The organism is Stappia sp. (assembly GCF_048268045.1).
Lineage (GTDB): Bacteria > Pseudomonadota > Alphaproteobacteria > Rhizobiales > Stappiaceae > Stappia.
The window spans coordinates 153,568-174,839 of record NZ_JBLWWG010000001.1; the positions used below are offsets into that span (position 1 = coordinate 153,568).

Annotated in this window: 22 protein-coding genes; 13 read left to right on the top strand and 9 right to left on the bottom strand. The window is 64.8% G+C overall.

The genetic code is table 11. The features are described from left to right. Positions 1–63 precede the first annotated feature (63 nt). From ACN0WF_RS00775 to ACN0WF_RS00790, 4 genes are read right to left on the bottom strand one after another with little or no spacing between them, the layout of a single operon-like run. Complete coding sequence (locus ACN0WF_RS00775) at positions 64–804, bottom strand: MotE family protein (protein ID WP_417770854.1); 741 nt, start codon at positions 802–804, stop codon at positions 64–66. Continuing rightward, a complete protein-coding gene (locus ACN0WF_RS00780; protein ID WP_417770855.1) occupies positions 801–1,292 on the bottom strand; it encodes a DUF6468 domain-containing protein in 492 nt (163 codons plus the stop codon). The genes ACN0WF_RS00775 and ACN0WF_RS00780 overlap by 4 nt, the downstream gene beginning before the upstream one ends. Further along, the gene (fliM, locus tag ACN0WF_RS00785) at positions 1,289–2,515 is read right to left on the bottom strand and encodes a flagellar motor switch protein FliM (protein ID WP_417770856.1); all 1,227 of its coding nucleotides are present in this window, start codon (positions 2,513–2,515) and stop codon (positions 1,289–1,291) included. Before fliM ends, ACN0WF_RS00780 begins: the two co-directional genes overlap by 4 nt. 12 nt (positions 2,516–2,527) lie before the next feature. Beyond that, positions 2,528–3,037 (bottom strand): flagellar basal body-associated FliL family protein, encoded by a 510-nt coding sequence (locus ACN0WF_RS00790; RefSeq protein WP_417770857.1) that lies wholly within the window; start codon positions 3,035–3,037, stop codon positions 2,528–2,530. A 283-nt stretch (positions 3,038–3,320) separates the two neighbouring features. Between ACN0WF_RS00790 and flgF the strand changes: the two genes are divergently transcribed. Genes flgF through flgH form a run of 4 tightly spaced genes read left to right on the top strand, consistent with a single transcriptional unit; the run spans position 3,321 to position 6,636 of the window. Further along, a complete protein-coding gene (gene flgF / locus ACN0WF_RS00795) occupies positions 3,321–4,058 on the top strand; it encodes a flagellar basal-body rod protein FlgF (protein ID WP_417770858.1) in 738 nt (245 codons plus the stop codon). A 26-nt stretch (positions 4,059–4,084) separates the two neighbouring features. Then, complete coding sequence (gene flgG, locus ACN0WF_RS00800) at positions 4,085–4,867, top strand: flagellar basal-body rod protein FlgG (protein WP_417770859.1); 783 nt, start codon at positions 4,085–4,087, stop codon at positions 4,865–4,867. Between the two features lie 12 nt (positions 4,868–4,879). Beyond that, on the top strand, positions 4,880–5,863 hold the full coding sequence (flgA, locus tag ACN0WF_RS00805; protein WP_417770860.1) for a flagellar basal body P-ring formation chaperone FlgA: 984 nt from the start codon (positions 4,880–4,882) through the stop codon (positions 5,861–5,863). Further along, a complete protein-coding gene (flgH, locus tag ACN0WF_RS00810; RefSeq protein ID WP_417770861.1) occupies positions 5,863–6,636 on the top strand; it encodes a flagellar basal body L-ring protein FlgH in 774 nt (257 codons plus the stop codon). Before flgA ends, flgH begins: the two co-directional genes overlap by 1 nt. Before the next feature lie 182 nt (positions 6,637–6,818). Here the strand turns inward: flgH and ACN0WF_RS00815 are convergent, their stop codons facing one another. From ACN0WF_RS00815 to ACN0WF_RS00825, 3 genes are all read right to left on the bottom strand, one after another. Continuing rightward, positions 6,819–8,003 (bottom strand): HD-GYP domain-containing protein, encoded by a 1,185-nt coding sequence (locus ACN0WF_RS00815; protein WP_417770862.1) that lies wholly within the window; start codon positions 8,001–8,003, stop codon positions 6,819–6,821. 230 nt (positions 8,004–8,233) lie between these two features. Next, positions 8,234–8,650 carry an RNA polymerase-binding protein DksA gene (gene dksA / locus ACN0WF_RS00820; protein ID WP_417770863.1) on the bottom strand — a complete coding sequence of 139 codons (417 nt, stop codon included), beginning with the start codon at positions 8,648–8,650 and terminating at the stop codon, positions 8,234–8,236. Between the two features lie 169 nt (positions 8,651–8,819). Beyond that, entirely contained in the window at positions 8,820–9,233 is a 414-nt protein-coding gene (locus tag ACN0WF_RS00825) for a flagellar assembly protein FliX (RefSeq protein WP_417770864.1), read from the bottom strand. A 247-nt stretch (positions 9,234–9,480) separates the two neighbouring features. Here ACN0WF_RS00825 and ACN0WF_RS00830 point away from each other — a divergent pair, with 247 nt between their 5' ends. From ACN0WF_RS00830 to ACN0WF_RS00850, 5 genes are all read left to right on the top strand, one after another. Next, positions 9,481–10,599, top strand: coding sequence for a flagellar basal body P-ring protein FlgI (locus ACN0WF_RS00830; protein ID WP_417770865.1), 1,119 nt, complete (start codon positions 9,481–9,483; stop codon positions 10,597–10,599). Further along, entirely contained in the window at positions 10,599–10,955 is a 357-nt protein-coding gene (locus ACN0WF_RS00835; protein ID WP_417770866.1) for a rod-binding protein, read from the top strand. The genes ACN0WF_RS00830 and ACN0WF_RS00835 overlap by 1 nt, the downstream gene beginning before the upstream one ends. 2 nt (positions 10,956–10,957) lie before the next feature. Continuing rightward, on the top strand, positions 10,958–11,455 hold the full coding sequence (locus tag ACN0WF_RS00840; protein ID WP_417770867.1) for a flagellar protein FlgN: 498 nt from the start codon (positions 10,958–10,960) through the stop codon (positions 11,453–11,455). Between the two features lie 333 nt (positions 11,456–11,788). Next, entirely contained in the window at positions 11,789–12,175 is a 387-nt protein-coding gene (locus ACN0WF_RS00845) for a flagellar protein FlaG (RefSeq protein ID WP_417770868.1), read from the top strand. Positions 12,176–12,360: 185 nt separating this feature from the next. Next, positions 12,361–14,217 (top strand): tetratricopeptide repeat protein, encoded by a 1,857-nt coding sequence (locus tag ACN0WF_RS00850; RefSeq protein WP_417770869.1) that lies wholly within the window; start codon positions 12,361–12,363, stop codon positions 14,215–14,217. On the opposite strand, the gene ACN0WF_RS00855 is transcribed toward ACN0WF_RS00850, so the two are convergent. Next, positions 14,208–16,451 carry an N-acetylneuraminate synthase family protein gene (locus ACN0WF_RS00855; RefSeq protein WP_417770870.1) on the bottom strand — a complete coding sequence of 748 codons (2,244 nt, stop codon included), beginning with the start codon at positions 16,449–16,451 and terminating at the stop codon, positions 14,208–14,210. The genes ACN0WF_RS00850 and ACN0WF_RS00855 overlap by 10 nt on opposite strands. Then, positions 16,448–17,131: an acylneuraminate cytidylyltransferase family protein gene (locus ACN0WF_RS00860; protein WP_417770871.1), complete on the bottom strand. Its 684-nt coding sequence runs from the start codon at positions 17,129–17,131 to the stop codon at positions 16,448–16,450. The genes ACN0WF_RS00855 and ACN0WF_RS00860 overlap by 4 nt, the downstream gene beginning before the upstream one ends. Before the next feature lie 224 nt (positions 17,132–17,355). Between ACN0WF_RS00860 and ACN0WF_RS00865 the strand changes: the two genes are divergently transcribed. From ACN0WF_RS00865 to flaF, 4 genes are all read left to right on the top strand, one after another. Beyond that, complete coding sequence (locus tag ACN0WF_RS00865; protein ID WP_417770872.1) at positions 17,356–18,741, top strand: flagellin; 1,386 nt, start codon at positions 17,356–17,358, stop codon at positions 18,739–18,741. A 216-nt stretch (positions 18,742–18,957) separates the two neighbouring features. Further along, positions 18,958–20,346 carry a flagellin gene (locus ACN0WF_RS00870; RefSeq protein ID WP_417770873.1) on the top strand — a complete coding sequence of 463 codons (1,389 nt, stop codon included), beginning with the start codon at positions 18,958–18,960 and terminating at the stop codon, positions 20,344–20,346. A 113-nt stretch (positions 20,347–20,459) separates the two neighbouring features. After that, entirely contained in the window at positions 20,460–20,897 is a 438-nt protein-coding gene (flbT, locus tag ACN0WF_RS00875; protein ID WP_417770874.1) for a flagellar biosynthesis repressor FlbT, read from the top strand. After that, positions 20,836–21,204: a flagellar biosynthesis regulator FlaF gene (gene flaF / locus ACN0WF_RS00880; protein WP_417770875.1), complete on the top strand. Its 369-nt coding sequence runs from the start codon at positions 20,836–20,838 to the stop codon at positions 21,202–21,204. The genes flbT and flaF overlap by 62 nt, the downstream gene beginning before the upstream one ends. The last annotated feature ends 68 nt before the right edge of the window (positions 21,205–21,272 follow it).

Sequence of the window (21,272 nt, forward strand, 5' to 3'; positions counted from 1 at the left end):
CAAGGCTCAACGCCCGACGCGGTATGGCGGCGAGCGGAGCGGACGGGACGCGTTGCGGCGCCCTCAGTTGCCCATGATCTTGGGCAGCGCCTGGGTCATAGGCGCCTCGGTCTTTTCCTCGGGCAGATGCCCGGTGACAAGCGCGACGGTGAGCCGTTCGCTGGCATCGGGTGACATCTTCGCCATGACGTCGGCAAGCTTGCGCGGCTTCATCTGACGGGTCACCTTGAGCAGGATCTCGAGATCGAGGCGGTCGAAGATGCGCGCGGCGTCCTTCGGCTTCATCGCCTCATACATGACGATGAGCCCCTTGAGTTCCTCGTTCTTCTTCTTTTCCTGCTCGTCGCGCATCGACTTGATGCTCTGCTCGAGCGCGGTCATCTCGTCGACCTTCTTCTGCAGCCGGTCCTCGGTCGCCTTGAGAAGCTGCTGGCGCAGATCCGCCTGCTTCTCGCGCTGGTCGAGTTCGCGGCGCCGGCCGGAGAGGGATTCCAGAACCTTGCGCTCGGCGATCGAGCTGCCGACCTCGAGCCCCTGTGGCAAAACCTCGCCATCGGCGCCGACCTGGCCCGCGTCGCCCTGCATCATGTCGCCGGCCGCGGAATCGAGCGGCGTCGGCGTTCCTGCGGTGGCCGCCGGCGCGCCGGCATCAGCCGAGGCAGCGCCCGCGGCGCCTGTTTCCTGCGCCATCGCCATGCCGATGGAAGTCGGATGCCCTCCGTCCAGCACGAAGGCAAGCAGCTTCACGCCCAGAAGGGCACTCGCCGCAAGCAGAAGTGTGGGAAAGAGACGCAGGCTTGTCATGCAGCCTGCTCCGCTGTGCGCTTGCGGAAGTGCTCGAGACGCGCCGTCGCCTCGATTGCGGCGGAGCGGATGTCGCTGGCCCGCATCGCAGGGGCCGGGCGCGCCGGCTCCGCCGGAGCCTGCACGGACGCGGCGGCGGCAGCGGCACTCTGGACGGGCTTCGCCGCCTCGGTGATCTGGGTGATGCGGTCAAGCACAACATTGCCCTTCGCGACCTGCTCGGCGAGATCGTGCGACATGCGCTCGGCGTCGACCAGCCGCTGTCCGAGGGTCCGGTCGGCCTCGCCAGCCGTCGCCTTGAGCCCGAGAATGGCGCGTTCGGCGATTTCCGACGCCGTGATCAGCTCGGAAATGGTGGCCCGCAGCGCTTCCTCGTCGGCACGCAGCCGCTTCAGGCGCTTGTTGAGCACGACGCAATACCCGATCGTGACCATCAGCAGCACGGCAACGAGGGTTTCGATGATCAGTCCGAGGGGCAGCGTGCTCATGTCGGATCCATTTCCTTTTGCATCGCGCGCTCGAAAGCGGCCAACGTCATTTTCGGTTTTTGCAGGCCGCGGTCGACGCGAATGGCAATCGAATCCTCGTCCTTGCCCATCGTACCCTGAGTGAGCGGGATGCCGCCGCACTTGATCGACACGGGATCGTTCGGCGACACGTCGAAAAGCAGGGTTTCCCCAACCTTCAGGTCGAGAACCCGGCCGAGCGGCACATGCGTCTCGTGCAGCACCGCATCGACGTTCACCTCGGCCGAGAAGATCTCGGTCGCCAGATGGCCTTCCCAGATCGGATCGCGGCCGAACTTCTCGCCCATGAACATCTGCAGGAGCAGATCGCGGATCGGCTCGAGCGTCGCGTAGGGCATCATGATCTCGATCTTGCCGCCCCGGTCCTCCATGTCGATGCGAAGCTCGACAAGGATGGCCGCGTTGGCAGGACGGGAGATCGCCGCGAAACGCGGATTGGTCTCCAGCCGTTCGAGATTGAAGTGGACCGGAGACAGTGGCGAGAACGCCTGCTCCATGTCGTGCATGATGATCTCGATCATCCGGCGCACGAGATTGCTCTCGATCGTCGTGTAGGGACGCCCCTCGACGCGCACCGCCGACATGCCCCGGCCACCGCCGAGCAGGACGTCGATGATCGAATAGATCAGGCTCGATTCCACCGTGCAGAGACCGAAGCCGTCCCATTCCTCGGCCTTGAACACGCCGAGGATCGCCGGCAGCGGGATCGAGTTCAGGTAGTCGCCAAAACGCACCGACGAAATCGTGTCGAGCGACACCTCGACGTTGTCCGAGGTGAAATTGCGCAGGCTCGTCGTCGTCAGGCGAACCAGACGGTCGAAGACGATCTCGAGCATCGGCAGACGCTCGTAGGAGACCATCGCCGAGTTGATCAGCGCGCGGATGCCGCTCTGGTCGGCGGCAATCGTGTCCTCGATGTTGAAGCCGAGGAGGTTGTCGATCTCTTCCTGGTTGAGGATACGGTCGGCGCCGCGCGTGGCGTTCTCGAGCTCGGGCTCGTTGTCGTCGATCATCGCCGCCCATTGGGAGGCCATGTCGTCGCCGGCGGCGACACCCTGCTCCTCCAGCGCGGCACCCCACGCGGCGGCAAGATCGTCGTCTTCCTCGCCTTCGTCGCCCATCTGCTCGGCAAGCGCCTCGCCCCAGGCTTCGTCGATGTTGTCGAGATCGTCGTCTTCGGCCATTGACCCAAAGTCCTACTGAACGAGGATTTCCTTGAACAGGACGCCTTCGACCCGCGCCGGATAGACAGCGGTGTTGATGCGTCGCAGCAGCTCCTCCTTCAACCGGAAGAGCCCAGACGAGCCCTCCAGGTCCGCCGGACGAAGCTCGCGCAGATAGACCTGGAACGCATCGAGGATGCGCGGCAGATACGGCTCGATCTTCGACAATACATCCGAGTCTGCAACCTCAAGAGCGATACGTACCTTCAGGTATGTCGCGCGACCGCCGGTCGAGAGGTTCACGGTCATCTCGGGAAGGTCGTAGAACACCGCCGGCTTCTGCGCCGGGGGAGCCTCCGCTCCCCCTTCCGCCGGCACCGCAGCCGGCGTGCCGCCGCCCAGGAAGCCGAGAAAGTAGGCCGCTCCGCCACCCCCGCCCAGGAGCAGGACCAGACCGGCCGCGGCAATGATGATCAGCTTCTTCTTGGACTTGCCACCGCCTTCGGTGGCCTCGGCCTCGGCCGCATCAGCATCAGCTGTCATCTTGCTATCTCTTCCGCTGCGCATCCCTCCCGCGCGTATGCTTAATTTCTAAAGCGGAAATGGTTAACGAGAAGTTACCAAGCCCCTGGCGTTTTGCACGACAAGGCAAATTTTGCCGCCCGGCAAGCCTACCGGCTCGAAACTGCCGTGCACGACCAGCCCCACCGAGGCGAAATCGGCAGAATTCCGCGAATCCTCAAACTGGCACGATGTCTGCTTCATGGTTAACGGCATCTGATCTGGGGAGACCAGATGCTCGCTGGGGAGCATAGGAACAAACGTCATGGAGAATTCACTCCTGATCGGACTGTCGCGTCAGGCGGCACTTCGAAACCAGTTGAATGTGGTGGCCAACAACCTGGCCAACTTGAACACCAACGGCTTCAAGGCCCAGCGGCTCCTGTTCGAGGAGTACCTGATGCCTGTGGCCGAGGCCTCGAACTTCGAGCAGCCGGACCGGGAGCTGTCCTACGTTCTCGACTATGGCGCAGCGTCGAACTTCGAGCCCGGCGACATCTCGTTGACCGGCGGCACGCTCGATCTGGCGCTTGAGGGTGACGGCTTTCTCGCCGTGCAGACGCCCGACGGTGAGCGCTACACCCGTGCCGGCTCGCTTCACCTCGACAACACCGGCCAGTTGGTGACCGCCGACGGCCTGCCGGTTCTCGGCGAGGGCGGCCCGATCGTTTTCGATGCCAACGAGACCAACCTCACCTTCGCCAAGGACGGCACCATCAGCACCTCGGCTGGCGTGAAGGACACTCTGCGCGTCGTCGCCTTCGAAAATTACCAGTACCTGAAGCGGATCGGCGACAATCTCTATTCCGGTGAAAACCCGCAGCCTGCCCAGCAGGTCCGCGTTCTCCAGGGTGCCATCGAGAAGTCGAACGTCTCCGGCGTCGTCGAGGTTTCCCGGATGATCGAGATCACCCGCAGCTACACATCGATCTCCAAGATGATGCAGGACGGCGACGACCTGCTCCGCAAGGCGATTGAACGCCTCGGCTCCCTACAGGCCTGACGGCAGCGAGAAGGAAGGATCCCACCATGAAGGCACTTCACATCGCGGCGACCGGCATGCGAGCCCAGGAGCTCAATGTCGAGGTCATCTCGAACAACATCGCCAACATGCGCACCACTGGCTACAAGCGCCAGCGGGCCGACTTCCAGGATCTGCTCTACCAGAACCTGCGCCGCATGGGCACCAACACCTCGTCCACCGGCACCATCGTGCCGACCGGCGTGCAGATCGGCTCGGGCGTCAAGACGGCCTCCACCGCCCGTATCATGACCCAGGGCAATCTCAGCGAGACCGGCAAGGACCTCGACATCGCCATTCGCGGCGAAGGCTTCTTCCAGATCCAGATGCCGGACGGCACCACCGCATACACTCGCGACGGCTCGTTCGAGCGTGATGCCAACGGCCAGCTCGTCACCGTCGACGGTTACGCCGTCGCCCCGGGCATCGTCATCCCCCAGGAAGCGCGCGACACGACGATCTCCGCCGACGGACAGGTGCAGATCATCGACGCCGCCGGCGCCGTGCAGCAGCTGGGCCAGCTCCAGACCGCCCGCTTCATCAACAAGTCGGGCCTCGAAGCCATCGGCGACAACTTGTTCCTCGAGACGGAATCGAGCGGCGCGGCCGTTGTCGGCGTTCCCGGCGAGGACGGGTTCGGCGATCTGATGCAGAAGCACCTGGAAATGGCCAATGTCGAGGCGGTCTCGGAGATCTCCGACCTGATCGCCGCCCAGCGCGCCTACGAAATGAACTCCCGCATCATCAAGGCAGCCGACGAGATGTACGGCACGACCTCGAACCTGCGCTAAGGAGGCCGGATCATGACCAGCCTTGCCACAACCGCGGCCCGCCGCATCGTGCTTGCTGCAGCCATCGTCGCGCTCACCGCCGTTCAGGCCGTTGCCGCCGGTGCGCTGCGCTCCGAGATCCGCGTCACCGGACCCGTCGTCACGCTCGGCGACTTCTTTCCCGACGCCGGTCGCCATGGCGCCACCCCGCTCTTCCGCTCGCCCGATCTCGGCACCCGCGGCAACGTCCCCGCCTCGCTCGTCGTCGAGCGTGCCCGCGCCGCCGGCTACGAGGAGGCCGACACGGACGGCCTGCGCAGCGTTTCGGTCGAGCGACTGGCCATCACCATCGGCGCCCGTGAACTCGAGGAAGCCCTGCGGGAGCGGATCGTCGAGCGCTATCCGAACGTCGACGCCAAGGCGCTGGAGGTGAATGTCGCCGGCATGCACGCTCCGGTTCTCGTCGACGCCAGCGAGACCACGCCCGTGCGCGTCGACATGCTCGACTGGAACCCGGCCTCCGGCCAGTTGCGCGCCACCGTCCGCGTTCGCGGCGAGCACAGCCGCACCCTGACTCTCACCGGCTCGGCGATGGAAACCATCGAGATCTTCACCGCCACCCGCCCGATCGACCGCGGCGCCATCATCTCCGCGTCCGACCTTGCGGTCGACCGGATGCCGCGCCAGCGCCTTGCTCCCAACCAGGTCACGGACCGGGAAACGGTCGTCGGCCTTGCCGCGCGGCGCAGCATCCAGCCGGGCCGTCCGATCTTCCGCAGCGATTTCGAGGAGCCGATCCTCGTGCGTCGCGGCGAGCGCGTCACCATGATCTACCGCGTTGCCGGCATGACGCTGACGACCGTCGGCCAGGCCATGGAAAGCGGCTCCGCCGGCACCATGATTGACATCCTCAATCTCCAGTCTCGCCGCACCATCACCGCAACCGTTCGCGGGCACGACCAGGTCGAGGTGGGCTTCTCGCCCCGCCGCCTCGCCCAGCTCCAGGAGACGAACTGATGACCTTCCGCACATGCGCCCTTCCGGCGGCACCGCGCCTGGTCCGCCCCCTCCTTGCCCTGACGCTCGCCGCGACGCTCGGCGCCTGCGGCTCGGCAGACCGGCTCGCCAACGTCGGCAAGGCCCCCGCCCTGTCGGCCATCCAGGATCCGACGACGACGGCCGGCTACCGCCCCGTGCAGATGCCGATGCCGACGCCCCAGTCGGTGCACTACAACTCCAACTCGCTGTGGCGGTCCGGCGCGCGCGCCTTCTTCAAGGACCAGCGCGCCGCCCGCGTCGGCGATATCCTGACGGTGCTGGTGACAATCTCCGACAAGGCGGAGTTCGACAACGCCACGGAGCGCAAGCGCGAGGGATCTGAGAGCAGCGGCACGGGCGGCGCCGTCGGCGCGGCGATCAACACCTTCATTCTGCCCGCCGGCACCGCCTCCGACAACATCGCCTCGGCCAATGGCGCATCCGCCTTCAAGGGCAGCGGCAAGGTCGACCGCACGGAAAAGCTGACGACAAAGGTTGCTGCGGTCGTCACCCAGATCCTGCCCAACGGCAACATGGTGATCGAAGGGCGCCAGGAGGTTCGCGTCAACTTCGAGGTGCGCGAACTGATCGTCGCCGGCGTGGTGCGGCCGGAAGACATTTCTGCCAGCAACACCATCGAGAGCGAGAAGATCGCCGAGGCCCGCATCGGCTACGGCGGACGCGGCCAGATCACCGACGTGCAGCAGCCGCGCTATGGCGCACAGGTGCTCGACATCGTCCTGCCCTTCTGAAGGGTGCGGGCAGCTCCCCTGCCCGCCTCCTCGACGCCCGAGCACTCCCCAGGCAAAGGCGTCGGAAACTCCCCAGGCCGTTTGCGCTCCCCAGGCAAGAACGGCAAGCGGGCACGGTCCCTCCGCTCCCCGGCGGGCCGTGCCCGTTGCTTTTTCCGCAACCCTCGGGAAGACGAGGGAACCTACGCGCCCATTCGTCGAAGCGCCGTCGGCTGGCTCCCCCGGTCGAGCGGATGCAGCCCGATGCGCAGGCTCGCGCAGCCGGACCGGGCCCGCTCTTCGCGCAGGGAGCGGCTGGCGGCGAACGCCGGCTCCAGGATCATCTTCCGGAACTCGGCCAGGAGCCGCTGGTCAAGCCGCGTCTTCATCTTGGCCAGCTCGGCAATCGCAAGGCGCGGCGTCATCGCCTCCTTGTAGGACCGCTTCTCGGTCAACGCGCTGTAGATGTCGATGATCGTCAGCATGCGCACCAGCGGGTTGATCGCGTCGCCCGATAGCTTGTCCGGATAGCCGGTGCCGTCGAGATATTCATGGTGCGAACGGGCGGCCGAAATCAGGATGGGATCCGTCACCCCACTCTGGACCAGTGCCTCCGCGCCGCGCTGGGGATGCAGGGTGATCAGCGCCCGTTCGGCATCCGAGAGCGCTCCGGGCTTCTCGAGTACGGCAATGGGGATGAAGAGCTTGCCCACATCGTGGAGCAGGCTGCCCTCGGTCATCAGCGCCCGGTCCGCGTCGTCAAGCCCCAGATGATTGGAGAAACTCGCCGCAAGGCCGGCCACGTTGAGGACGTGGCGCAACGTCTGGCTGTGATGCGACTGCACGGCGTTGAGCCAGGTGGCAAGCCCGTCCCCGAGCACCGCTTCGTTGATCGCCGCGCTGCAGCTGAAGAGGCCGTCGAGGCGCAGCGGCTGGCGTCGCCGCATGGCGATGCCGATGCCATTGAACAGCGTGTCCGTCGCCTTCACCGCCTTGGTGATCCCGCTTCGGAAGCTGACAAGACGCACGCTGAGATCGTGGTTCAGGATGTCGCGAATGGCCGCGCGCACATCGTCAAGCGAACGGTGGGAAGGCAGAATGCGGCCAATGCCGCTCGCCTCCGCCTGAACCACTCCGACGCGCTCGGCCGTTGGCGCGACATAGACGACATTCGCCAGCCGCCAGTCCGCCGGAATCGCCTCGCTGATGCGCGCGAGATCCTGCGGGCGCCTGAGCTCGGAATAGATCACGGCGGAGCGCACTTCACCCAGCAGCGTGCCGTCGAACTCCGGAAGCGACTGCACGACACAGGTAAAGGATGCCGCCATCGTCCGGACCAACTCGTCGGCGCTCGTGGTCGCGTCTTTCAGGATCAACACGTCGTACATGCCTGATACCCGAACCTTCCCTGACAAACCTCGTTCTTCGTTCCGGGAATGATAGACGGCGTGTGTTTTTCAATTCTTAAATGGATCCTCCATTGCGGCTTAATGGTTCCTTTCCCGAATACCCCAGGGGAAGGCAAAACACCGGAAAGGACTTAAAAAACAAAGACCCGGGCAAAACGCCCGGGCCAGGAGAAAACCCTGATAATTTTACCAAGTGCCGATCAGGGAACTCAATCGTCCCTGTATACCTTCTCACGGCGCTCGTGCGCTTCCTGCGCTTCAAGCGACAGGGTTGCAATCGGACGGGCTTCCAACCGCTTCAGAGAGATCGGCTCTCCGGTCTCGACGCAGTAGCCGTAAGATCCGTCCGCGATCCGCTCGAGGGCAGCATCAATCTTTGAGATCAGCTTGCGCTGCCGGTCGCGCGCGCGCAGTTCGATCGATCGGTCCGTCTCCGAGGACGCGCGATCAGCAATGTCAGCGTGATTCTGGTTTTCTTCCTGAAGGTTCGTCAGCGTCTCGCGACTCTCCTTCAGGAGATCCTCTTTCCACCGCAACAGCTTGTTCCGGAAATACTCACGCTGACGCTCGTTCATGAAAAGTTCGTCCTCATTCGGACGATACTCGGCATCCAACTCAACCGTCATGTTCCACTCCGGCTCCCAACTAGGCCGCGCGGAATATAGCCCTCAACCGGCCAACGGACAACGCCACCGGGCAGGAAAATACGATCAAATTTATGGCAGAATATTCAGCTAGTTACGCAGAGGATTGCGCCATTCTCGGACAAATTGGTGACATCACCTACATCGCGGATCAGTAGTGACCGAGCTTGGCGAGTTCCACCCGGGCGCGCAATTCGATCTCGTCGATGACCTGCTCGAGATCGGGATTTCCGCTGTCCTCGCGCCGCGAGAGCAGCAGCGCGATCCGCCCGAGGCGGTCGGTCGACACCTGGCCGGCCAAGAGGTCGGTCTTCAGATTCTCGAGCGTGTCGAGCAGGTCGTTTCCTCGCCGCGTGGCCTTGCGGCGACCGGTCAACGGGTCATCGACCTCCTGAAGCGCAAGCAGCCCGCCGATACCGAAGACACCACCGGCCGAGCCGGTCGCCTCCGAAGCATGCGACTGCTCGCTCGAGCCGACATCGAAAGCGCCTCCGGTTCCCCCGGCACGCTTCTTGGACTTGCCCCCCGACACGCCGGAGAGCGGGCTGTAGCCTGAGATCCTCATAAGGACGCCGATCCTGGTCGAGTGCAGCACATCATGGGCTACACAATTTTCCGAGTTGGTAAATGAAGCGTTAACACGCCGGCAATTCTTGCCGGGCAGGCCTGCCGAAAAACCGCAGGCGAACGCTAGCTTAAAAAATATATCGATAAATTTCAATGATTTGCAAAATTGCGCGCTGCCTCAAAAAAACTGGCACGCCAATCGCATTCCGCGATCATGTCACAGACCCGCACGCGGACCATTCGACATGATGCTGGCACGAACCATCCTCGCTCTGCTGCTGTCCCTCATTGCCGCGAGCCTCGTCGTCCCCTCGGCGCAGGCCGCTTCGCGCATCAAGGACATCTCCGATTTCGAAGGCATTCGCGACAACCAGCTCATCGGCTACGGTCTCGTCGTCGGCCTGCAGGGTTCGGGCGACAGCCTGCGCAACGCGCCCTTCACGCGTCAGAGCCTTGAAGCCATGCTCGAGCGCCTCGGCGTCAACACCCGCGGCTTCGACCTCAACACCAACAATGTGGCCGCGGTGATGGTGACGGCGAACCTGCCGGCCTTCTCCACTCAAGGCACGCGGATCGACGTATCCGTCAGCGCCCTTGGCGATGCCAAGAGCCTGCAGGGCGGCACGCTTCTGGTCACCCCGCTGCTCGGCGCCGATGGCGAGGTCTACGCCATCGCCCAGGGGCCGCTGGCCATCGGCGGCTTCTCCGCACAGGGCGACGCGGCCACCGTGGTACGCGGCGTGCCGACCTCGGCGCGGATCGCCAACGGCGCGCTGGTCGAGCGCGAGATCGACTTCAAGCTGGCCTCGATGACCAGCCTGCGGCTGGCGCTGCGCAACCCGGACCTGACGACGGCGCGGCGCATGGCGCTCGCCATCAACGAACTTATCGGCCTGCCGACGGCGGAGCCCCTCGATCCGGCGACCGTTCGCATCGACCTGCCGCGCCAGTTCGAGGGCAACATCGTCGACCTGTTGACCGACATCGAGCAGCTCATCGTCGAGCCGGATCTGCCCGCACGCATCGTCATCGACGAGAATTCCGGCATCATCGTCATGGGCCAGAACGTCAAGGTTTCGACCATCGCCATCGCCCAGGGCAACCTCACCGTCACGGTCGCAGAGACGCCGCAGGTGGTGCAGCCGCTGCCTTTCGCCAACGGCGAGACCGCCATCGAGCCGCGCACCAGCATCCTTGTCGACGACCAGTCCGACAACAAGCTTGCCGTGGTCCCCGAGACCGTGACGCTGCAGCAGCTCGTCGACGGGCTCAACGCCCTCGGCATCGGCCCGCGCGATATGATCTCGATCCTCCAGGCCATCAAGGCCTCCGGGGCTCTCCAGGCCGATATCGAGGTGATGTGATGAGCGCACTTTCCATCGACACCGCCCTTGGCGCCGCCCAGAACCGCACGCCCGCGGCCAGCGCCTCCTCGCTCATGAGCCAGGCGCGCGGCGAGGCCTCCGCCCGCGGCTCCTCGATCCAGGACACCACCCGCCACAGCGCGGAGCAGTTCGAGTCCGTCTTCATCAACACCATGCTCCAGTCGATGTTCGCCGGCCTTGAGGACAGCGCCGGCACCTGGGGCGGGGGCACCGGTTCCGACGCCTGGCGCGGAATGCTGGTGGAACAATATGCCGACACCATCGCCCGCTCGGGCGGCCTCGGCATCGCAGACAGTGTGCAGCGCGAATTGATCGCCTTGCAGGAAGGGTCCTGACGATGAACCTTGATACGAAGCAGATCGCGGAACTGGCACCGGAGTTCTTCTCCGGAGCAATTGCCGATGCCCGCGCGGCGGAGGCAACCTGCCGACGGCTCGAGGACGCAATGTCCCAGTTGCTGGCCATCATCGAGCGCGAGACCGAACTCGTCCGCCTCGGCAAGCTGGACGAGGCCGGCCAGCTCCAGCCTGACAAGGCAAAGCTGGTCAGCATCTACATGCGCGGTATGACCCATATCCGCGATCAGACCATCGCCCTCGGCAATCTCGCGCCCGACGCCGTCGACCGGCTGAAGCGCCGCCACACGGAGTTCCAGCCGGTGTTGCGGATCAACCTCGCGGTTCTCGCGACCGCGCGCGAGGTCGCCGACAACCTCCTGCGCAAGGTTGCCCAGGGAGCCGGAGCAACACGGGCACCGACCACCTACGGTCCCGGCGGCGCCGCCCCGCGCCCCCACGACGCTGTCGACGGCATCGCCTTCAACCGCTCGCTCTGACCAGAGCTGGCGCACAACAAAAGCCCGCCGACGCGACGTGTCGGCGGGCTTTTTCATGCACCTTGACGTTCCGCCTTCGTTCTGAAAGAGAAGAAACCGAACGAATCAGGATCAAACAGACCTCGTTAAAATTGTAACCAAATCGTTAATCTTCGATTCACTTCCATATCATATTCTGATTACGTGAAGTTCGCTTGCGGTAAAAATAAAACGCAGGATCTCTTGCAGTCGTCACGAGAAGTGGCCATGCAAATCCAAGAGAAGCGATGGCTTCAGCGAACAGACTGACGCCGGTCACCCAAGGACGGTCCCATCCGGCGCGGGAGTGTGAAAATGGAAACTGGAGCAGTAAGACCGCCCGTCTTCGTGCAGCCGCCCACGGCAAAACCTGCCGAGCCGGAAAACGCACCCGCAATCGTCACGGAAATTGCCCCCGAGAAGGCGGTGATGCCGGCCAATGACGCCCAGTCCTTGCGCCCCCGCAACGAGAACGGCTCCACGTCCGAGCAGGAGCGGCCGCAACCAGTCGAGAAGAGTGACATCAAGCGCGTGGAATACCGCGACAAGATCACCGACTCCCTCGTCTTCCGCGCCATCGACACCCAGACCGGCGAAGTCGTCCGGCAGATCCCCGAAGAGGCCCTTTTGCGCCTGCGCCGGGCCTTCGCCGCGACAACGCACCAGGAAATGACCGGCCTGGACGTCAACCGCAAGCTCTAGGCAGCAGACACGCGCGCAGCCTTTCGGCACACCCGCGACACCGCCCGCGGACCTGAACCAACTGCGCGCGGCGCATCTTGCACGCGGCCGGCCCCTCTCCGGACGATATGTCTGGCGAGCATCGAAGCAGCTTTCCCGAATCGGCTATACTCCGCGCATCTTGGCTCGACCGATCGGACTACTGGATGCCGGCTTCCTCCCCCGCGACACTCGACCTCATGCGCAAGGCGCTGCTGCTCCAGCGCGACGGCAAGCCGGCGCGCGCGCGTCCGCTCTACGAGAAGATCCTGAAGACGGAGCCCGGTAACGCCGAGGCCGCCAATCTCCTGGCCCTTTGCTTTGTCGAACAGGGCTTCCCCCGCCGCGCCATCGCCATTCTCGCGCAATTGGTCGCCCATCCCGGCGCCACCTCCCGCCACCTCGCCAATCTGGTCGACCTGGTCGCCGAGCAGGACGGCCCCGCAGCCGCCCTTGTCGTTGCCGACCGCTCCCTTGCGCACATCGACGGGGATGCCGATCTGCTCGCCCGCCTGGCGGTACTGCGTCGCGACGCCGAGGGCGCGCTGGCGGCGCTCGCCGATTTCGACCGGGCATTGCGCGCGGCGCCCGGCAACGCCGATCTCCTGGCCGACTACGCCAGAACGCTGTCCATGGCGGGCCGGCAGGCTGAGGCGGTGAAGGTCGCGGAATTCCTGCTCCAGTCGATCCCGAACCACAGGACCGCCATTCTGGTGTGCGTCGACGCGCTTATCGCGCTCGACCGCGGGGACGAGGCGCTCGCGCTTCTGCTCGAGCAGGACGAGAGCCTGTGCACGATCCCCGACGCCGCCTACCGACTGAGCCGGGCGAATGCCTTCTGGTCGAACGCCCGCTACGAAGAGGCCTTGAGCGAAAGCACCGCCGCGCTCGCCCTCGGCGCCAATGCCCCGCTTGTCCATCTGGTCCACGGCAAGACGCTGTTCAGGCTCGGTCGTTTCGATGAGGCGGTCGCTGCGATCGAGACGGGCCTGGCGCTGGAACCGGAAAACCCCAATCTCGCCTCGACCCTCGGCTTCGTCGAGGTCCGCAAGGGCAATCTCGCGCGCGGATGGGAGCTTCTCGAGACACGCTTCGCCACCGAGCTGCCCGGCCTGATCCACCGCAGCTTTGCACAGCCCGTCTGGGATGGCACGCCAGTCGCAGACGGCGCCGTTCTGCTCTGGTCTGACCAGGGCGTCGGCGATGTCTTCCGCGCCGCCACCATGCTCGAGGAGGCGGCAGCGCGCACGCCGAACGTCATCGTCGAATGCGGCCCCAAGAACCTTCCGATCCTGAGCCGAAACTTTCCCGCGCTCGTCTTCCGCGCCAATGCGCTCGACAAGGCAAGCGGGCGCTCGCCGCACGCAGACTTCGCCGCGCAGATCTCGCTCGGATCGCTGCCCCGCCTGCTGCGCCCGACGCCGGACAGCTTTCCTGACCGGGCCAGGGTCATTGGCCCTGAGCCGGAGCGGCTCGAGCGGTTCTCCCAGCTCCCCGTCTTTTGCGACGGACGTCCGGTGGTCGGGCTGTCCTGGCGCTCGCTGCGAGCAAACAAGCGCCACGCCCACCTCTATATCGGCCTCGAAAGCCTGCGGCCGATCCTCGAGCGCGACGACTGCGTCTTTCTCTCGCTGCAATATGGTGACACCGCCGAGGAACTCGACGATTTCACCGCGCGCACCGGCATCGTCATCCACCGCTACGACGAGATCGACATCTTCGACGACCTGGAGAACGCCGCCGCCCTTGCCGCACTGACCGACCTTTACATCGCCCCCGACTGCACCGGCGCGGATATCGCTGCGGTTCTCGGTGTCCCGGTCTGGCGCTATTCGGGCACAACGAGCCCGATCCTCGTCGGCGACGGAAACGCGCCCTGGTATCCCTCGACGACCATTTACGAGGTGCCGCCGGGCGCGCATGCCGACGTGCTGATGCCGCGCATGGCCGCCGACTTCGACAAATGGCGGGCGACATATCCCGGCCGCACGGCAGTCATCCCCGCCCGCCTCGCTCAGAAATAGGCCTCAAGCCGCTCCAGCGCGATCCAGAAGCCTTCGCCTTCGTTCTTGTGCCCCTGCCACACCTCGGGCACGAAGGACGCCTGCGGGCAGGTCTGGTCCAGCGTTTCGGCGAGATGGGCGAAGTCGATCTCGCCCTCGCCGATCTGAAGCCCCTCGCCGTCGACGCCTTGCGCATCGACCAGGTGCAGATGCGCCGCGTGCGGCCCGACCTCCGCCAGGAAGGCGGAGAAAGACGTGCGCGCGTGGGCACAGGCGAGCTTCGAGTGGGAGACGTCGAGGCAGACGCGCATTCCGTGCTCGGCACAGAACCCGGCAATCTCGCCACCATCCATGAAGAGATTGTGGAAGCGCTGGCCGCCGAAGTGCCAGGGGAAAGGCGGCATCGTTTGCGGGATCAACTCGACGCCCGACCCGCTGAACCGGGCCAGCGCCTCGCCGACCAGATCGTAAAGCCTCTCGCGTTCACCCGCCGGCAGGAACCGGTCCTGGGTGAAGCCGCCGACATTGACGATGACGAGCGGCCGCCCGGTGGTGTCGAAGCGCGGCGCCAACGCCTCGGTGAGACGTACGACCCGTTCGAGCTCGGTGATCGACTGCCGCCGGTAATCCGCATCGCGGCTCGCCAGATCGAGCACATGGTCGCCGGCAAAGAGCTCCGGGGCATGGACCACGACCCCGAGCGGATAGCGTTCGCGGGTCAGGAAGTCGCCCGGGTCGAGCTCCATGTCCTTGTAGCTGAGGTGAAACTCGACAAGGTCGCAGTTGGTCCGCTCCGCCAGCCGGTCGACATCGTGGAAGCGCACCGGGAGGCCGAAGGGCCGACGGAACGAATAATCCCGCGCGACAACCTCGGGCCGCTCGAGATCGGCGGGAAAGAAGGGCGCGCCCGCCGCCAGGTCGCGCCGCAGCACGACGCCGACGAGCCGGTCCCGCTGATAGGGCGGCAGACCGTTGCCGGGGCTGCGCACCGCCACGTCCGCCTCGCCGACGACCGTCCCGCTGGAAAGCGCCCGCGCGGCGACCAGGCTCTTGCCCAGTGTCTCGCGGTTCATCATTTCCCCTTGCGTGACGCGCCTGGGTTTCTGCGAGCCGAGCGCCGCCTCCACATCGCGCGCGCCGTCGACGAAGCGCGCGAACTCGTCCGGCAACAGGCTGACCCGGTGGTCGTTGCCTTCCTGGTTCCGGTCGAAGGTGAAGTGCTTCTCGACGATCGCCGCGCCGCGCGCCACCGCCGCAAGCGCGATGGCGATGCCGCGCTCATGCCCTGAATAGCCGACAGGCGCGCCGCGCCCGATCTCGGCAAGCCGGGCCATGTAGGCGAGGTTCACATCCTTCGCCGGCGCCGGATAGGTGGAATTGCAATGCAGCAGCGCATGGGAGGCGCCCTCAAGACGCAGCAATTGCACCGCATCGACGATCTCCGCCTCGCTCGACATGCCGGTCGAGACGATCATCGGCTTGCGCGTCGCGGCGATTTCCGCAAGCAGGTCGTGGTTGGTGAGGTCGGCCGAGGCGACCTTGTAGCCGCCAAGCCCGTAGCGCTCGAGCGCGGCGAGGCTGGCCCGGTCCCAGGGTGTGCACAGCGCCACCAGGCCGCGGGCGCGCGCATGATCGAACGCGCGGAAGAGATCGTCGTCGGAAAGCTGGAACCGCGCCAGCAGGTCGAGCGTGTACTGTGCGCCGAGGTCCTGCCGGTCGGCGTCGAGCCGGCCGTAGACTTCCTCCATGTCGCGCATCTGGAACTTGACGCAGTCCGCCCCGGCCGCCGCCGCCGCATCAACGAGGGCAAGGGCCGTCTCCAGGCTGCCGTTGTGGTTGTTGCCGATCTCCGCGATCAGGAACGCCGGATGCCCCGGCCCGATCTCGCGCCCGTCGATGGCAAGGCCCTGCGCGCTGCGGCTGGCGATCGCCACAAGCCGACGCTGCCGGTCAAGAAGCGGAACATATTCGATGCGCTCGGAGAACAGGTCGGCGATGTCGCTCGCGCGCCGCGCCGCCGGTGCCGAGACATATTCCCGGTTCATCGCCTCGCGCACGGGCAGGTCCAGCCTCAGCTCACGCGAGGCAAGCAGCCAGCGACGGAAGTCGCCGTCGGTCAGCACGCCCTCCAGCACCCCGCCCTGGGTCACCGCGAAGACAACGCCCTTGCGGTTGTCGCCGATCTTGTTGAGCGCATGGCCAAGCGTATCGTCGGTGAAGACCACGAAGGGCGTGATGTTGCGCTCGATGATCATGAACAGGCGTGCCTCATCAGTGCCTCGACGACAACCGCGTCGGAGAGGTCGTCAATTTCCCATGATTCGCAAGGCTGTGTCGCGAACATCGCGATCTTGCCGCCAAGCCGGTTGCCGCTCTCCAGCAACACGCTCGCGCGGGTGACGTAGATGGAGCCGGTCTCGCGATAGCGGCGCTCCGCCTCCGCGATGTCCTGGCGGCGCGGCCGGTTCATGTAATCGTAGTGGGCGCGCGGCTCCGCAGGATTGCTCCAGAAGAAGGCATGGCTCTCGCACACCGAGACGAGCGAGTCCGCCCCTTCCCCAACAAGCCGCGCCACAGCCGCGTCGAGCGTGCCGGCAAGTCTTAACGGAGAGGTCGGCTGGAGAAGCATCACCAGAGCCGGAAGGCCTTCCGGACACCAGTTCTTCAGGACGTGAAGCAGAACCGGCTCCGTCGCCGTGTCGTCGCGGGCAAGTTCGGCGGGGCGAAGCGCGGGCACCTCCGCCCCGGCCCTCAGCGCCACATCGGCGATCTCGGCACTGTCCGTGCTGACCACGACCCGGGACACGCTGCGCGCCGCCAGCGCCTGCTCGATAGACCAGACGATCAGCGGCTTGCCGTTGATCTTGCGAAGGTTCTTGCCGGGAAGCCCCTTCGAGCCGCCGCGCGCGGGAATGATTGCCAGCACGTCTTCCATCCAGATCTCTCCGCGCAGATTCGCCCTCCCCTTTCTAGCGCCGCCACGTCGGGAAGGCGACCGGTCGCAAGACCTTGATTCAAATGCCTTTCGCTACGGCAACCATGAGTTAACCTTAACCCTCGTTAACCAATTGTTTTTACATGTGATTCTGCTTTCGACGCTTATTCTGGTCCGGCAACGAGGATGCGTTGCACGTTACGGATACCAGAAAGGTACAGAAGATGAGCGTTACTCTTTCCGCTGGCGTGCGTCAGAACCTGCTGACGCTGCAGAAGACCGCCGACATGATGTCGTCGACCCAGAACCGCCTTGCCACCGGCAAGAAGGTCAACTCGGCCCTCGACAACCCGACGAACTTCTTCACCTCCCAGTCGCTTGGCTCGCGCGCCAACGAGCTGTCGAGCCTGCTCGACGGCATCTCCAACGCGACCAAGACGCTGGAAGCTGCCGACAACGGCATCAAGGCGATCTCGAAGCTCGTCGAGAGTGCTCAGTCGACCGCTCGCCAGGCTCTTCAGGATGGCGGCGCCGGCTCCGGCACCGTGGTGGAGAGCTCTTCCTCGATCTCGACCAACGGCCTGACGCCGCAGGCGGGTGAGTCGATCCAGGATCAGGCCAAGCGCCAGACCCTGTCCAACCTCGGCTTCGCCAACGGCGACACCATCACGCTGCAGTCGACCGACACGGCCACCGGCACGGTCTCGAACATCAGCATCACCGTTGGCACCACCCAGAAGGTGGATGGCACCGGCGCTGTCGCGACCGTTCAGGACGCCGTCGACGTGATCAACGCCTCGGGCGTTGCCGCTGCAGAGGTCACCGATGCCGGCAAGCTCAAGGTCACAGGCTCCGACACGGACACGCTGAACCTGTCGATCGTCGACACGGGCGGTGACGCCTCGACGGCGACCACCCAGGCGACCTCGCTGGCCGCCAGCCTCGGCTTCGGCACCAACTCCAACGTCGACCTGTCTTCCCCGGCCGACGGCGACTACACGGATGCCGGCGAAACCGCGGTGACCTTCACCGACGGCGCCACCGCCGGCGATGCCGACACCCTGTCGATCACCACCCAGGCCAACCCGGCCGCGAACTCCGCCACGCGCCAGAAGCTCGTGTCGCAGTTCAACGAGATCCTGGGCCAGATCGACAAGCTTGCCGCCGACTCCAGCTACAACGGCGTCAACCTCATCGACTCCTCCTCGTCGAAGCTCACCGTGGCCTTCAACGAGAAGCGCGATGCGACCAACAAGTCCGAGCTGACCATCTCCGGCAAGGACCTGACGTCTTCGGGCCTCGGCCTGACGAGCGCCTCGACCCTGAGCAACGACGAGGCAAACGCCGCGCTCGACTCGCTCTCGAACGCTCTGTCGACGCTGCGTGAGTCGTCCTCGACCTTCGGCTCGAACCTCAACACCGTGTCGGTCCGCAAGGACTTCACCAAGGACCTGATCAACACCCTGCAGACGGGTGCGGACAACCTGGTGCTCGCCGACACCAACGAGGAAGGCGCCAACCTTCTGGCCCTGCAGACCCGCCAGTCGCTGTCCACGACAGCCCTGTCGCTGTCCTCGCAGGCCGACCAGGCGGTGCTCCGCCTCCTCTGAGGACGGACCGAAAGCACAAGACGGGCGGCGGGATTTCCCGCCGCCCGTTTTTTTGATTCGCTTACCACATGGTTAACAAAGTCCTTGTTGTACTTGCAAAAATCAGGATCGGAACAACGGCCGGTTAACCTTAACTTAGTCATTCGGGACCTACTGTGGCGGTGAGCTTCAGAACGAAGCTTGAGTTCGAATTGGACAGCCCGAAAGGATTTCCGAATGTCCGGCATCACTCTTTCCGCTGGCGTGCGTCAGAACCTCCTGACCCTCCAGAGCACCGCTGACATGATGGCCTCGACGCAGAATCGTCTGGCCACCGGCAAGAAGGTCAACTCGGCCCTCGACAACCCGACCAACTTCTTCACGTCCCAGTCGCTCGGCGCCCGCGCCAACGATCTGAACAACCTGCTCGACGGCATCGGCAACGCCATCAAGACCATCGAGGCGGCCGACAACGGCATCACCGCGATCACCAAGCTGGTCGAGAGCGCCCAGTCGACCGCGCGTCAGGCCCTGCAGGACGGCGGCGCCGGATCCGGTACGGTCATCGAGAGCTCCTCGTCGATCTCCACCAACGGCCTTGCGCCGGTTGCAGGCGAGACGATCCAGGATCAGGCCAAGCGCCAGACGCTGGCCAACCTCGGCTTCGCCAACGGTGACACGCTGACGGTCAACACGACCAACACCGACACCGGTTCGGTCTCGAACATCAACATCACCGTCGGCACCACCCAGAAGGTGGATGGCACCGGCCCGGTCACGACCGTTCAGGACGTTCTCGACGTGATCAACGCCTCGGGCGTTGCCACGGCAGAGGTCACGGACGCCGGCAAGCTCAAGATCACCGGCACGGACAGCCAGACCGTCAACCTCTCGGTGACGGACGCGGGCGGCGATGCCTCCACGGCAACGACGCAGGCGACCTCGCTGGCCGCCAGCCTCGGCTTCGGCACCAACTCCAACATCGACCTGTCCACCCCGGCCGATGGCGACTACACGGATGCCGGCGAAACCTCGGTGACCTTCACCGACGGCGCCACCGCCGGCGATGCCGACACCCTGTCGATCACCACCCAGGCCAACCCGGCCTCGAACTCCTCCACGCGCCAGAAGCTCGTGTCGCAGTTCAACGACATCCTGGGCCAGATCGACAAGCTTGCCGCCGACAGCAGCTTCAACGGCATCAACCTGATCAACTCCTCGTCGTCGAAGCTTACCGTCGCCTTCAACGAGAAGCGCGACTCGGCGACCAAGTCGGAGCTGAAGCTGAGCGGCGAGGACCTGACGGCCTCCGGCCTCAGCATCACCCAGGTCTCCAGCCTGAGCGACTCGGAGGCGAACAACGCCCTCGACGAGCTGTCCGAGGCGCTGATCACCCTGCGCGAGGCCGGCTCCAAGTTCGGCTCCAGCCTGTCGACGGTGCAGATCCGCCAGGACTTCACCAAGGCCGCCATCAACACCCTGCAGACGGGTGCGGACAATCTGGTGCTCGCCGACACCAACGAGGAAGGCGCCAACCTTCTGGCCCTGCAGACCCGCCAGCAGCTGTCCACGACAGCCCTGTCGCTGTCCTCGCAGGCCGACCAGGCGGTTCTCAAGCTCTTCTAATCGTGAAGTACACGGCAAATATTACCGGGCGGCAAGGAAACTTGCCGCCTTTCTTCTTTACAAGAAGCCGTTTATTACTTGCAAGAATCGAAGCCCTGTGAGAATCTAATTTCATGGCACTGAAGATCGAACTTCGTCCTCGCGAGCGTTTCATAGTTGGCTCCACGGTCATCACCAATGGAGACCATCGAACGCATATCTTCATCGAGGGCAACGAGCCGATCCTTCGTGAAAAAGACATCTACACGGCTGAAACGGCGAACACGCCGGCCAGGCGTATCTACCTGGCGGTGCAGCTCATGTACCTCAACCAGGACATCGAGCGGCACAGGCAGATCTACTTCGAGCTGATCAACGACCTGATCCAGGCGGCCCCCAGCGCCATGAAGCTGGTGGATGCAATCAATAATGAGATCTTAACCGGATCTCTCTACGCTGCCCTGAGACGGGCTCGCGACTTGGTCGAGTACGAACGGGAACTGATCGCACATGCACAATCTGGCAACGGCAGCATATCAGCAAACGTCGCAGAAGACGGCAAACCCGCGTGAGCTCGAGGCAACGCTTCTGCTCAGGGCCGCGGCTCGTCTGCAGGCTGTAAAGGACGACTGGGAGGCGGATACCCCCTCCTCGCTCGACGCAGCCCTGTCCTACAACCGGCGTCTGTGGACCATCCTCGCGACCTCGGTCACCAGCAACGACAACCCGTTGCCGGTCGAGATCAAGCAGAACCTCGGCTCCCTCGGCGCCTTCATCTTCAAGCATACGCTTGACGTGATGGCCGACCCGAAGCCCGACAGGTTGACGACACTGATCCAGATCAACCGCAACATCGCTCTGGGTCTGCGCGGCAACTGATCCGCTCATGCGGCGCGCCTGGCGCGCATCACACATTCTCGCGAACGCCGGCCTCCTCCTGGGCCGGC

Bases quoted from the DNA above. Each gene is read 5' to 3' on its own strand.
- dksA (WP_417770863.1), bottom strand. From the start codon at position 8,650: ATGACGGTTGAGTTGGATGCCGAGTATCGTCCGAATGAGGACGAACTT.
- ACN0WF_RS00815 (WP_417770862.1), bottom strand. From the start codon at position 8,003: ATGTACGACGTGTTGATCCTGAAAGACGCGACCACGAGCGCCGACGAG.
- flgG (WP_417770859.1), top strand. From the start codon at position 4,085: ATGAAGGCACTTCACATCGCGGCGACCGGCATGCGAGCCCAGGAGCTC.
- ACN0WF_RS00860 (WP_417770871.1), bottom strand. From the start codon at position 17,131: ATGGAAGACGTGCTGGCAATCATTCCCGCGCGCGGCGGCTCGAAGGGG.
- ACN0WF_RS00845 (WP_417770868.1), top strand. From the start codon at position 11,789: ATGGAAACTGGAGCAGTAAGACCGCCCGTCTTCGTGCAGCCGCCCACG.
- ACN0WF_RS00780 (WP_417770855.1), bottom strand. From the start codon at position 1,292: ATGAGCACGCTGCCCCTCGGACTGATCATCGAAACCCTCGTTGCCGTG.
- flgF (WP_417770858.1), top strand. From the start codon at position 3,321: ATGGAGAATTCACTCCTGATCGGACTGTCGCGTCAGGCGGCACTTCGA.
- ACN0WF_RS00775 (WP_417770854.1), bottom strand. From the start codon at position 804: ATGACAAGCCTGCGTCTCTTTCCCACACTTCTGCTTGCGGCGAGTGCC.
- flaF (WP_417770875.1), top strand. From the start codon at position 20,836: ATGCACAATCTGGCAACGGCAGCATATCAGCAAACGTCGCAGAAGACG.
- ACN0WF_RS00790 (WP_417770857.1), bottom strand. From the start codon at position 3,037: ATGACAGCTGATGCTGATGCGGCCGAGGCCGAGGCCACCGAAGGCGGT.
- flgH (WP_417770861.1), top strand. From the start codon at position 5,863: ATGACCTTCCGCACATGCGCCCTTCCGGCGGCACCGCGCCTGGTCCGC.
- ACN0WF_RS00835 (WP_417770866.1), top strand. From the start codon at position 10,599: ATGAGCGCACTTTCCATCGACACCGCCCTTGGCGCCGCCCAGAACCGC.
- ACN0WF_RS00855 (WP_417770870.1), bottom strand. From the start codon at position 16,451: ATGATCATCGAGCGCAACATCACGCCCTTCGTGGTCTTCACCGACGAT.
- ACN0WF_RS00870 (WP_417770873.1), top strand. From the start codon at position 18,958: ATGTCCGGCATCACTCTTTCCGCTGGCGTGCGTCAGAACCTCCTGACC.
- flbT (WP_417770874.1), top strand. From the start codon at position 20,460: ATGGCACTGAAGATCGAACTTCGTCCTCGCGAGCGTTTCATAGTTGGC.
- fliM (WP_417770856.1), bottom strand. From the start codon at position 2,515: ATGGCCGAAGACGACGATCTCGACAACATCGACGAAGCCTGGGGCGAG.
- ACN0WF_RS00830 (WP_417770865.1), top strand. From the start codon at position 9,481: ATGATGCTGGCACGAACCATCCTCGCTCTGCTGCTGTCCCTCATTGCC.
- ACN0WF_RS00825 (WP_417770864.1), bottom strand. From the start codon at position 9,233: ATGAGGATCTCAGGCTACAGCCCGCTCTCCGGCGTGTCGGGGGGCAAG.
- ACN0WF_RS00840 (WP_417770867.1), top strand. From the start codon at position 10,958: ATGAACCTTGATACGAAGCAGATCGCGGAACTGGCACCGGAGTTCTTC.
- flgA (WP_417770860.1), top strand. From the start codon at position 4,880: ATGACCAGCCTTGCCACAACCGCGGCCCGCCGCATCGTGCTTGCTGCA.
- ACN0WF_RS00850 (WP_417770869.1), top strand. From the start codon at position 12,361: ATGCCGGCTTCCTCCCCCGCGACACTCGACCTCATGCGCAAGGCGCTG.
- ACN0WF_RS00865 (WP_417770872.1), top strand. From the start codon at position 17,356: ATGAGCGTTACTCTTTCCGCTGGCGTGCGTCAGAACCTGCTGACGCTG.